This window comes from Microbacterium sp. F2E, assembly GCF_020905435.1.
GTDB classification, from domain to species: domain Bacteria; phylum Actinomycetota; class Actinomycetes; order Actinomycetales; family Microbacteriaceae; genus Microbacterium; species Microbacterium lacticum.
This window is the reverse complement of record NZ_JAJJIB010000029.1, coordinates 1-11,735: the sequence shown is the minus strand read 5'-3', so window position 1 is coordinate 11,735 and position 11,735 is coordinate 1. Positions and strand designations below refer to the sequence as shown.

At 72.0% G+C, this 11,735-nt stretch carries 9 protein-coding genes and 1 tRNA gene; 5 read left to right on the top strand and 5 right to left on the bottom strand.

Going from position 1 to position 11,735, the window contains the following annotated elements; translation table 11 throughout:
* Positions 1 to 330: 330 nt before the first annotated feature.
* Both LOK55_RS13650 and LOK55_RS13645 read right to left on the bottom strand, forming a co-directional pair.
* A tRNA-Ser gene (locus LOK55_RS13650) sits at positions 331 to 421 on the bottom strand.
* A gap of 42 nt (positions 422 to 463) precedes the next feature.
* Entirely contained in the window at positions 464 to 1,507 is a 1,044-nt protein-coding gene (locus LOK55_RS13645; protein ID WP_229935802.1) for a hypothetical protein, read from the bottom strand.
* Positions 1,508 to 1,562: 55 nt separating this feature from the next.
* Between LOK55_RS13645 and LOK55_RS13640 the strand changes: the two genes are divergently transcribed.
* The 3 genes from LOK55_RS13640 (at position 1,563) to radA (ending at position 5,857) form a co-directional block, all read left to right on the top strand.
* Positions 1,563 to 2,957, top strand: coding sequence for an MFS transporter (locus LOK55_RS13640; RefSeq protein WP_229935801.1), 1,395 nt, complete (start codon positions 1,563 to 1,565; stop codon positions 2,955 to 2,957).
* A 354-nt stretch (positions 2,958 to 3,311) separates the two neighbouring features.
* Positions 3,312 to 4,265 (top strand): L-lactate dehydrogenase, encoded by a 954-nt coding sequence (locus LOK55_RS13635; protein ID WP_229935800.1) that lies wholly within the window; start codon positions 3,312 to 3,314, stop codon positions 4,263 to 4,265.
* Positions 4,266 to 4,495: 230 nt separating this feature from the next.
* On the top strand, positions 4,496 to 5,857 hold the full coding sequence (gene radA / locus LOK55_RS13630; protein WP_229935799.1) for a DNA repair protein RadA: 1,362 nt from the start codon (positions 4,496 to 4,498) through the stop codon (positions 5,855 to 5,857).
* A gap of 28 nt (positions 5,858 to 5,885) precedes the next feature.
* Here radA and LOK55_RS13625 read toward each other — a convergent pair whose 3' ends face one another.
* The 3 genes from LOK55_RS13625 to LOK55_RS13615 form a co-directional block, all read right to left on the bottom strand.
* A complete protein-coding gene (locus LOK55_RS13625) occupies positions 5,886 to 6,287 on the bottom strand; it encodes a dehydrogenase (protein ID WP_229935798.1) in 402 nt (133 codons plus the stop codon).
* Between the two features lie 279 nt (positions 6,288 to 6,566).
* Positions 6,567 to 7,253 (bottom strand): hypothetical protein, encoded by a 687-nt coding sequence (locus LOK55_RS13620; RefSeq protein WP_229935797.1) that lies wholly within the window; start codon positions 7,251 to 7,253, stop codon positions 6,567 to 6,569.
* Positions 7,254 to 7,281: 28 nt separating this feature from the next.
* Positions 7,282 to 7,782 carry an amino-acid N-acetyltransferase gene (locus LOK55_RS13615; RefSeq protein WP_229935796.1) on the bottom strand — a complete coding sequence of 167 codons (501 nt, stop codon included), beginning with the start codon at positions 7,780 to 7,782 and terminating at the stop codon, positions 7,282 to 7,284.
* 117 nt (positions 7,783 to 7,899) lie between these two features.
* Here LOK55_RS13615 and LOK55_RS13610 point away from each other — a divergent pair, with 117 nt between their 5' ends.
* Together LOK55_RS13610 and LOK55_RS13605 are read left to right on the top strand one after the other, a co-directional pair.
* The gene (locus LOK55_RS13610) at positions 7,900 to 10,521 is read left to right on the top strand and encodes a circularly permuted type 2 ATP-grasp protein (RefSeq protein WP_229935795.1); all 2,622 of its coding nucleotides are present in this window, start codon (positions 7,900 to 7,902) and stop codon (positions 10,519 to 10,521) included.
* The gene (locus LOK55_RS13605; RefSeq protein ID WP_229935794.1) at positions 10,518 to 11,525 is read left to right on the top strand and encodes a transglutaminase family protein; all 1,008 of its coding nucleotides are present in this window, start codon (positions 10,518 to 10,520) and stop codon (positions 11,523 to 11,525) included. Before LOK55_RS13610 ends, LOK55_RS13605 begins: the two co-directional genes overlap by 4 nt.
* Positions 11,526 to 11,735: the final 210 nt, after the last annotated feature.

Below are 11,735 nucleotides of genomic sequence, written 5' to 3'. Positions count from 1 at the left end.
CGAGGAGGTGGCCATCCCGGAACTCAACGCGGCATAATCAACACAGCTGATCCCGCACGATGTCGAGATTCTCCACCACACAGCGGGACGTCACCATGCCGACCTCTTCGACGACGATCTGGACAACGTCGCTGATGCTCTCTCGCGCGCCCGCAGCAGGTCGCACGTGCGCGCGTCGGTGTGATTCGCAAAGGCTGACGACCCGGCCCACCACACCGGCCGAGAACGCCTGAGAACCACCCGTTCTCAAACGGTTCTCAAAACGGCGCTAGCGGAATGAGCGAAGCCCCGCGATCCCAGTGTTTCCAAGGGTTCGCGGGGCTTCGACGCTGGCGGTGACGGTGGGATTTGAACCCACGGTAGGGGGTTACCCTACACAACTTTTCGAGAGTTGCACCTTCGGCCGCTCGGACACGTCACCGTCATCTATCTTACGACACGGCGGCGGGTGCCGCGAACCGGCTCACGCGGGCGCTGCGACGGCGACGTGCGTGCGGAAGATGTCTTCCGTGGCATCCTGCGGCGCGCGGCCGATGCCGCACTCGGTCGCCGCACCGAAAGCCTCGACGTGGCGGGCCGCGGTCTCGATCCTGCGCCGGGCGCCGTCGACGCCGTCCTCGCGGTGCACGAGACCCAGATACAGCTCCGCGTCGCCGATCGCCAACTGCTCGAGCGGGGCGAAGTACGCGTCATCGTCGCGCTCGATCGGCACCGGTAGGTGGATCCACGTGATCGGGCGGGTGGTGGCATCCGTCAGCTCGTTCGCGAAACGCGTGAGGTTCGCGGCATCGCGCGGTTCGACGAAGTGCCGCTCGCCGACGTCGCCGTAGCAGAGGGGCACGCCGACTTCGACGTCGGTCGGCACACGGTCGATCGCGTCGGCCGCCCGCGCCACCAGCCCCTCCCACACGTCGCCCGTCCACCACGGCGTCGACCCGCCGGGGTAGGCGTGCGTCTCGATGACGGCGAACTCGACGGCGCAGTCCCACTGGATCGCGAGGTCGTGGTGCGGCACGGCCGCGAGCACACCGTCGAGCTCGCGATAGACCAGGTCGCGATACACCGGCTCGATCGCCTGCCGGTCCTCCCCCGAGAAGAACGCGCCGATCACCGCAGTCGGCGTCGGCAGCGCCACCTGGAAGCGCGTCCCGGGGGCGATCACGCCCTCGGCGCGCAGCCGAGTGAAGACCTCGTACGACTCCGCTGCCGCCCGCGCGTAGCCGAGCTCGGGAAGACGGATGTCCGCGGCATCCACCCCGTCGGCGATGCGCAGCGGCCGCCCGTCGAGGTGCCCGATCATGATCGGCTCATCGCCCACCCGCTCGATGCCCTCCGCCCGCGCGAGCACGTCGGGCTGGAACATGATCCAGTGGAACCGGTCGCCCGGCTCGCCGTCGGGGATGCGCCGCAGCGGGCCGCCGAGGTTCTCCGCGGCGGCGATCATCGCCGACTCCGCGTCGGGGTAGGTGAGGCTGCCGACCAGGTGGGCGCCGCGCACAGAAGCCATGGCCCGAGCCTAATGTCGCCGAGGCGGCGTAGCGTGTCGCACGGAGGGGTGCGCGATGACGGAACGGATGACTGGCCAGCAGCGCCTCGTGCTGACGATCGCGATCCTCGGCTCGTTCGTCGCGTTCCTCGACTCCACGATCGTGAACGTCGCCCTGCCCGCGATCGCGCGCGACCTCGGCGGCGGGCTCGTCACGCAGCAGTGGACCGTCGACGCCTACCTCATCACGCTCAGCGCGCTCATCCTCGTCGCCGGCGCGGTCAGCGACGCGTTCGGCCGCATCCTCGTCCTCCGCATCGGCCTCATCGCCTTCGGCGTGGCATCCATCGCCGTCGCACTCACCCCCGACGCGGTCTTCCTCGTCATCGCCCGGGCCGCACAGGGCGCGGCGGGCGCCTTCCTCGTGCCGAGCTCGCTCGCCCTCATCACCTCAACGATGGTCGAGCCCCTGCGCTCGCGCGCCATCGGCATCTGGACCGCCTCGACGATGGCGGCGATGATCGTCGGCCCGCTCCTGGGCGGCCTCATCGTCGACCACCTCTCCTGGCGATGGGCGTTCCTGCTGAACGTGCTGCCGATCGCAGTGTCGCTCTGGTTCTTGACGCGCCTCGACCACCGCGAGACGAGACGACCGGATGCCCGTGTCGACATCGTCGGCGCCCTCATGTGCACGTTCGGCCTCGGCGGCGCGGTCTTCGCGCTCATCGAACAGCCGAACGCCGGCTGGTCGGCACCGTGGATCTGGCTGCCCGGGGTCGGCGGCCTCGCCCTGCTCGTCGCCTTCGTCTGGCGACAACGCCACGTCGCCGACCCGATCCTCCCGCTCGACCTGTTCCGCAGCCGCACCTTCTCGGCCGGAAACCTCGCCACCTTCTTCGTCTACGCCGCGCTCGCCCTCAACGGTTTCGTGCTCGCCGTCTACCTGCAGCAGGGCGCCAGCCTCACCGCCACCTTGGCGGGCCTCGCGAGCCTGCCGACGACGATCGTCATGATCGTGCTCAGCCCCCGCGCCGGTGCGCTCGCCGGGCGCTGGGGGCCGCGCCTGTTCATGACCGTCGGGCCGCTCATCATAGCCGTCGGCGCCGTGCTGCTGCTGACCGTCGCGGCCGACTTCGACTACTGGTGGCAGGTGTTCCCCGCGATGGTCGTGTTCGGGTTCGGGCTCGCGCTCACGGTCTCGCCCCTGACCGCGGCGATCCTCGGGGCGGCCGACTCGGAGCGGGCCGGCATCGCGTCGGCCGTCAACAATGCCGTCGCCCGCGTCGCGGGGCTGCTGCCCATCGCGGCGCTCGGCGCCATCACCGGCGGGGCGCTCGACCTCGCCGGCTTCCACCGCGCCGCCGTGGTGACGGCGATCCTGCTCGTCATCGGGGGCGTCGTCTCGCTGCTCGGCATCCGCAACCCGCCGCGCGAGCGCGAGGCATCCACCGCGGAGGCCACCGGGCCGTAGCTGCGTCGCGGCCGGTCTAGCTAGCTCTCCTGCCCGGCCTCGCGGTCGGCGGCGGCCGGGGCACGCCCGTACGCGGCGGCGATGTCCTGCGAGGTCGCCCCGCCCTCATAGGTCGGATGCTGCGGCCAGCCGTCGGGAACCTCCTGTCACTCCTCCTGCCGCCCGTACGGCAGCACGTCGACGAGGCCGTGCATGTGCCCGAGCCTTCGAACGGATGCCCTTCCATGCTCGCGCGCCCCACCGACACCGGCAATGCCCCCACCGTGTCGGCAGCGACGGCGGTGGTGGCGGCGTCCACGACGCAAGCCCTCGACGGCAGTGGCACGACGCAGGGCGCACTGCCAGACTGGGTGCATGAGCGCGATCGAGAACTCGAAACTGACCGTCGTCGGCGCTGGTGCGGTGGGCTCGTCCGTCGCCTATGCCGCCCTCATCCGCGAGTCGGCGCGCCACGTGGCGCTGTACGACATCGCCGCCGCCCGCGTCGAAGCCGAGGTGCTCGACCTCGCCCACGGCTCGCAGTTCACCGGAACGAGCGACATCATCGGCGGCGCCGACCTCGACGTCACGAGCGACTCGCACGTCATCGTGATCACCGCGGGCGCCGCGCAGAAGCCGGGGCAGACCCGCACCGACCTGGCGGGCGTCAACGCCGGCATCCTGCGCTCTCTCGTGCCGTCGCTGCTCGAGCGCTCGCCCGACGCGGTCTTCGTCATCGTGACCAACCCCGCCGACGTGATGGCCGTCGTCGCGCAGGAGGTCAGCGGGCTGCCGCGCGAGCGCGTGTTCAGCTCGGGCACCGTGCTCGACACGTCGCGCCTGCGCTGGAAGCTCGGTCAGCGTGCCGGCGTCTCGATCTCGAGTGTGCACGCCTACATCGTCGGCGAGCACGGCGACACCGAGTTCCCGCTGTGGTCGCACGCGACCATCGGCTCGGTGCCGATCCTCGACTGGCAGCCCCTCGACGGACAGCCGAAGTTCACGGTCGACGAACTCGACCAGATCGCGATCGACGTGCGCGACGCCGCCTACAAGGTCATCCAGGGCAAGGGCGCGACGAATTACGCGATCGGCCTGTCGGGAGCGCGCATCGTCGAGGCGATCCTCGAGGACGAGCACGCCGTCATGCCCGTCTCGACCGTGCTCGAAGACTTCCACGGGGTGAGCGGCGTGGCCCTCTCGGTGCCGTCCGTCGTCTCGGCGGCGGGCGCCGTGCCGATCCGCGAGACCTCGTTCTCCGAGCACGAGCTCGAGCTGTTCCACCGCTCCGCCGAGGCGCTGCGCCAGGTCGCCGACTCGATCCGCTGACGCGAGCGGCTCCCCCGGCGGCGCTGTCCTCGCGGCGTTGCTGATCCCGCCTGCGCCGATCCGGGTCCGCCCTCACTGCAAGGTCGCGCGGGCGACGCGCCGCCGCGCGGCGAGGATCCGCGGCGTGTCGCGCGCTGCGCCTTGCAGTTGTGGTGCGGGCGGCGCGATCGATGGTGCGGGCGCGCGGCGCGCACGGGGGCGGTGTCGGATGCCACGGATAGCTTGGTTCCATGGCATCCAAACGCGCGGCGAGCACGCTGGCCTATCGCTGCACGGAGTGCGGGTGGACGAGCGCCAAGTGGGTCGGTCGCTGCGGTGAATGTCAGCAGTGGGGCACTGTCGTCGAGGCGGCGACGTCCACCGGCATCGCCTCCCCCGCGGTGACGCCCCTCGCGCCGAGCCGCTCCGCACGCCCGATCACCGAGATCGACACCCGCGAGACCCCGCGGCGCACGTCGGGCATCGGCGAGTTCGACCGTGTGCTGGGCGGCGGCATCGTGCCGGGCGCCGCGATCCTGCTCTCCGGCGAGCCCGGCGTCGGAAAGTCCACCCTGCTGCTCGAGGTCGCCGCGCGCACTGCCGCCGCCGGCGGGCGCGTGCTCTACGTCAGCGCCGAGGAGTCGCTCGCCCAGGTGCGGCTCCGAGCCGAGCGCACCGGTTCCCTGCACGACGAGCTCTACCTCGCAGCCGAGACCGACCTGGCCACGATCCTCGGCCACGTCGACGAGACGACACCTGGCCTCCTCATCGTCGACTCGGTGCAGACGGTCTCGTCGGGGCTCATCGACGGCGCGGCCGGGCATCCGAGTCAGGTGCGCGAAGTGGCATCCACGCTCATCCGCGTCGCGAAAGATCGTGGGCTGCCGGTCATCCTCGTCGGGCACGTCACGAAAGACGGCCAGGTCGCGGGGCCGCGCATCCTCGAGCACCTCGTCGACGTCGTCTGCCACTTCGAGGGCGACCGGCAGACCGCGCTGCGGTTCGTGCGCGCGCTGAAGAACCGTTTCGGCGCCACCGACGAGGTCGGCTGCTTCGAGCAGACCCAGCACGGCATCGCCGAGGTGCCCGACCCGAGCGCCCTCTTCCTCGGCCACGGCTCACGCGAACCGGGCACCTGCGTCACGATCGCCCTCGAGGGCCGCCGCGCACTGCCGGTCGAAGTGCAGGCGCTCACCCTGCCCGGCTCGGGCCCGAATCCGCGGCGGATCGTCAGCGGTGTCGACGGGGCGCGGGTCGCGATGGTGCTCGCGGTGCTCGAGAAGCGCGCGGGGCTCCGCCTCTCCGACCAGGATGTCTACGTCTCAACCGTCGGCGGGGTGCGCCTCACCGAGCCCGCCGCCGATCTCGCGATCGCCCTCGCCGTCGCGAGCGCGGTCTCGAACCGGCCGAACCCGGCGAAGCTCGTCGCGATCGGCGAGCTGAGCCTCGCCGGCGAGGTGCGCGCCGTCACGCAGCACGAGCAGCGGCGCGCGGAGGCGACCCGGCTCGGCTACCGCACGATCGTCGACACCGCCTCGCCCGACCTGCGCAGCGCCCTCCGCGATCTGCCGCGGCTGCATCCGGTCGAACGCGGCGACGAACCCGGGTTCTGAGCGGCCGTCCGCCGTCGAGACGCGGCCGTCAGGCGTCGAGCGCGGCGATCACGTCGGCGGGAGCGGCCTGCATGGCGTGCGGACCGGCGATGTCGAAGAAGACCGTCGTGATCTCGTCGGCGTGCGCCGCGAGAAAGGCGCGCAACCACGCCGGCGACTGCAGTCCGACGGCGGCCGGGAGCTCCGCCGGCTTGTTCGCGGCGTCGCTGAACAGCAGCAGCGCGACGTCGCCGGTGTTCCGGTCGCGGTAGGTCCACACCTCGCCGCTGTCTCGTGGATCATCGCGCTGACCGGCACGCATCAGCGGCACCACGGTCGGCCCGTGCCGCAGCGCGAACGCGAGCGCAGCCATGTCCTGCGTCTGCAGGGCGTCGGCCAGCTGCGGGTTGCGGAACTCCAGGGGCGCCTGCGCGCGCTTCTTGCCGGCCATGGTCCCAGACTACGAGAGCACTCGGGGCTGGGGAAAAGGGGGGCCCTCTCGATCCCCCCATTGGGGACTGGGAGAATCGAGAGGGCCAAAGCTCACTGCGGCGCAGTATCCAAAATATCGAGACCACTGGGGTTGGCGTCGAAACCGAAGCTGGGGACGACGGGGACGCACCGCAGGAGCTGTACTCAAGGGTACGCATCTCTCCGCCGCATCGGCACCCTGGCAGGTAGTTCAGAGGATGAGAGTTCTCTCAGACGAGCAATACGCCCATATCAACGATCAGCGCAGCTCGAACATGCGGGTGTCGGCGGCCTCGATGCCCCCGATCGAGACCTGCAGGTGGAAGTACCCCGCCGGCGCCTGCGGACGCGACGACCCGCACGAGTCGACCGACGAGCGGGTGCGATCCCACACCACCGGCGTGACGCTCGAGACCGTCTGGCCGGCGGCGAGCTGCACCACCTGATCGCTCGACTCGCTCTGGCAGTCGGTCGAGCGCCACCACGTATCGGAGCCGCTCGTGATCACGAACGACTGCGTCGCGGTGCCCACGTTGATCAGACACGGCGTCGCCGCGTTGTTCGACAGTGTGATCGACAGCTGCGGCTGCTCGCCGGCGGCGTAGACGTCTTTGTCGGTGACGGCGAGCACCGTGATGTCCGACGTCGAGCACGCCGCGATCGCCGGGGCGGTGCCGGATGCCCCGGGGTCCGGTTCCTCAGCGGCGGGCGTGTCGGAGGCATCCACTGCCGGTGTGCTCTCGGCGGGCGTCGCCGCACCGGGCGTGGCGGCCGTCGTCGAGACCGAGGGCGTCGGCTGCGACACCGGCGCATCCCGCCACGGCTGCCACAGCGCGAGCACCAGCGCCACGATGCCGCCGACCACGATCACCGCGAGCAGCAGCGCCACGAGGCGACGCCGGCGGTAGACGGCCGGCGAGGGGCGGCGCCGGGTGGGAGTGCTCACCCATCCAGGCTAAGCCGCAGCCCACTGCTCACAGCTCCTTGAGCATGCGGGTGTTGCCGAGCGTGTTCGGCTTGACGTGCGCGAGGTCGAGGAACTCCGCGACGCCCTCGTCGGGGCTGCGCAGCAGCTGCGAGTACACGTCGGGGTCGACGATGTGCTCGCCGATCGGCGCGAATCCGCGTCGCGTGAAGAAGTCGACCTCGAACGTCAGGCAGAACAGGCGCGAGAGCCCGAGCTTGCGGGCGTTGAGCTGCAGCCGGTCGACGATCGCGCCGCCGACGCCGTGGTGCAGCCAGGCGTCCGCGACGATGAGCGTGCGGATCTCACCCAGGTCCTCCCACATCACGTGCAGCGCGCCGCACCCGACGAGGATGCCGTCGACCTCCGCGACGACGAACTCCTGCACCGCCTCGTAGACGGTGACGACGTCTTTGCCGAGCAGGATCCGGCGCTCCACCCACGGCTGCAGCAGGGCGAGGATGCCACGCACATCCGACGTGCGGGCGGGACGGACGGTGACGGCGGACACGACCCCACTGTATTGCCGATCGGATGCGCCGCACCGGCATCCACGCCCCCTACGCTGGTCACCTGGGGATGCTGGCCGCCGGCGCCCGCGAAACCGGTGCGACGGGAGGTGACCGACGTGAGTGTGCTACGCGACTATGCCGCGACCGTGTCGCAGCCGACGCTGCCCCTCGCCGGAGCGGGCGAACCGGCGCGCTACGACGAGGTCGTCGAGACCGACGGGTCGTTCCGGCCGGGCTGGAAGGCGCTCGCCGCGCACGCGCTCGCGCTGAGCGCCGACGATCTGCACCGCGTCGACGGCGAGATCGTGCGCTTCCTCGCCGACGACGGCGTCTCCTACGCCCGGCCCGACGCGGGTGCCCAGCCGTGGCAGCTCGACCCCGTGCCGCTCGTGCTCGACGCGGCGGCCTGGGCACCCCTCGAGGTCGCGCTCGCGCAGCGCGCCGAACTGCTCAACGCGATCCTCGTCGACCTGTACGGCGAGCGCCGTCTGCTGCGCGAGGGGATCGTGCCGGCGGCGGTTGTCGTCGGTCACTCCGGGTACCTGCGCCCGCTCGCCCGTCGCAGCGCCGTCGATCCGCAGCCGCTGCTGCTGTCGGCGGTCGATCTCGGGCGCGACGCCGACGGCGAATGGCACGCCCTCGCCGACCGCGTGCAGGCGCCGTCGGGGCTGGGCTTCGCCGCAGAGAACCGGCGCGTGATCTCGCAGGTCATGCCCGACCTCTTCCAGGAGAGCAGCCTCCACCACCTCGACCCGTACTTCGCGGCACTGCGCGCGGCGCTGCTCTCGTCGACGCTCGGCTCGGTCGATGACGCCCGCGTCGTGATCCTCTCCCCCGGCACCCTCAGCGAGACCGCGTTCGACCAGGCGTTCCTCGCCAACGCGCTCGGGTTCCCGCTCGTGCAGGGCAGCGACCTCGTCGTACGCGACGGGTTCGTGTGGATGAAGCCCGCCGGCTGGCCCGCGCGGCGGCCGACGGACCGCATCGACGTGATCATCCGCCGCGTGGATGCCGCGTGGTGCGACCCGCTCGAACTGCGCGGCGACTCTCGGCTCGGCGTCGCGGGCCTCACCGAGGCGGTGCGCCGCGGCAGAGTGCGGCTCGTCAACGGACTCGGCGCCGGAGTGCTCGAGAACCCGGCGCTCATGCCCTACCTCGCGGCGGCGTGCGAGGCGCTGCTGGGCGAGCAGCTGCGGCTGCCCTCGGTGCCCACGTGGTGGTGCGGTGACGAGGCATCCCGTGAGCTCGTCCTCGCCCGCCTCGACGCGGGCGACCCCACGCTGATCGTGCGCACGATCGACGAGCCGCGGAAGGTGCTGGAGCACCTCTCTCCGGCAGAGCTCGCCGCGCGCATCCGGGCGACCCCGCACCGCTACGTCGGGCAGGACCACCTGCCGCTGTCGCAGACGCCGGTGTGGTCGCCCGCGCGCCTCGGTCAGGGTGCCGGCCGCGGCGCCGGGCAGAGCGCGACGCCGCGGACCGGGCGGGCCGCCGCGCAGCCGGTGACACTGCGCGCGTTCGCGCTGCGCTACGGCTCGACCTATCGGCCGCTGGTCGGGGGGCTCGCGACCGTGCGCGAGAACGCCGACGCCCTGCCCCGCACGAAGGACGTCTGGGTGCTGAAGGCCTCGGAGGCCGACCCCGACCAGAACCTCGGCGAGACCTCGCCGCTGCCCGCCGGCTCGTCGGCCCGGACGATCCCGCCGCTCGCGCCCCGCGCCCACGCCGACATGTTCTGGACCGGTCGCTACGCCGAACGCACCGAAGACCTGCTGCGGCTGCTGCTGGCCGCCCAGGCCGAGCTCGACCAGCCCGGAGCCTACACCGCCGGCGCGCTCGCCGAGCCGCCGCGCGTGCTGCTCGACGCGCTCGCGCGCCTCGCGGGCATGCGCTCCCTCGACCCGGAGGCCGAGCTCCGCTCGCTGCTGCTCGACGCCGCCCGCCCCGGCTCCGCCGCCCACTCGATCGCGCGGCTGCGCGAGGCGATGGAAGGGGTGCGCGACCAGCTCTCCGGCGACACGTGGCGGGTGTTCGCGAACATCGACCGCGCGACCCGTGCCCTCCGCAGTTCGGCGCACCCGCACCGCACGGCCGAGTCGGGCGGCAGGATGCTGGCCGCGATGCTCTCGCTCTACGGCGTCACGGCGAACATGATCCGCGACACCGGCTGGCACATGATCGAGGCGGGCCGCTACCTCGAGCGCGGACTGCAGCTGTGCGAACTGCTCACCGCCGGTCTCGCCGAGCGGCACGACGCCCGCACGACGCGCGACGTGCTTGAGGCGGTGCTCCTGGCATCCGAGAGCGTCGTCACCTACCGGCGCCGCTACCGCGGGTCGGTGCGCGCCGCCGACGTGCTCGATCTGCTGCTCCTCGACGGCAGCAACCCGCGCTCGCTCACGTTCGCGCTCGCCGAGCTGCGCACCCACCTCGCGGCCATGCCCGCCTCGACCGGCTCGAGTCGCGCCGAGCGGCTGCTTGACCACCTCGACACCGAGGTGGCCGCCCTCGACGTCACCGCGCTCGCCGCGGTCAGCGCCGCGTCGGGCGCGGCTTCCGGCGGCGGCCCTGTCGGCGGCACCGCCCGGCGCGAGGCGCTCGTCGACTACCTCGCGCACGTGACCGAGCAGCTCGAGCGACTCTCCGACGCCGTGCGGCACCTGCACTTCGAGAGCGGTCCGCCCGCGGTGCCGCTGTCGGAGCTCTCGCTCATCGAAGTGATGGAGGGGCGCGCATGACCCGCCGCTACCGGGTGTGGCACCGCACCGCCTACAGCTACGCGAAGCCGGTGCAGGACAGCGTGGGGCAGTTCCACCTGGTGCCGCGCGACCTGCCGTGGCAGCGGCTCGAGGCATCCGATGTGGTCGTCGACCCCATGCCCGGCGACCTCGCCGCCGACCGCGACTACTTCGGCAACTCGTCGACCTACTTCCACCTCACCGACCCGCATTCCGAGCTCACGATCACGGCGTCGAGCGACGTCGTCGTCGACGTGCCCGCCTACGACCCGGACGCGCTGGCGCAGCCGTGGGAGCGCGCGCGCCCGCTCGTGCACCCCGAGGTTCCCGGCGCCTGGGCGGCGACCGAGTACGCGCTCGAATCGGCGCGCGCCCGCCACGCGCCCGAGGCGGTCGCCTACGGCGCGCAGTCACTGACGCCCGGCCGCCCGCTCGGCGAGGCGGCGACCGACCTGATGCGGCGCATCTTCCGCGACTTCGACTACGACAAGACCGCGACGACGGTCACGAGCACGGTCGCCGACGCGATGCAGGCCCGCGCGGGGGTGTGCCAGGACTTCGCCCACATCGCCCTCGCCTGCCTGCGCTCGCACGGCGTCGCCGCACGGTACGTGTCGGGGTACCTCGCGACGCGTCCGGCGCCCGGCAAAGAGCGCGTCTTCGGAGCGGATGCCTCGCACGCGTGGCTGGCCGTGTGGCTGCCGCCGGTCGGGGAGGGCGGTGTCGACGGGGGTTCCCGGGGCGCTGAGGGCTCGGGCGCTGGGGGCTCGGGCGATGAGGGATCAGGCGCTGAGGGGTCGGGCGGTGCCGGCGGTGAGGGCTCGGCCGGCGGCCAGTGGCTCGCGATCGACCCGACGAACGACCAGTGGGCCGACGACCGCTACGTCACCGTCGCCTGGGGCCGCGACTACGGCGACGTCTCGCCGGTGAAGGGCATCATCTTCACGAAGGCGAAGCGCTCCACGCTGCGCGTCTCGGTCGACGTCGCACCCCTCGACGACTGAGCGCCGACGACCGACGACGGCGATCCGGCGGACGAACCGCCCCGGCGAACACCCGGCGGATTGTGCGGGCTTTCTATAGGAACGCATAAATGCGCTCGTTAGCGTGGCCGCCATGCCCCGTTACTTTCTTCGTGACCGTCTGGCGGAGGATGCTGGGCGGTGACGGCCTGCCGGGCCCGGCATGATTGCTGCCCCCTGTCCTTGATGATC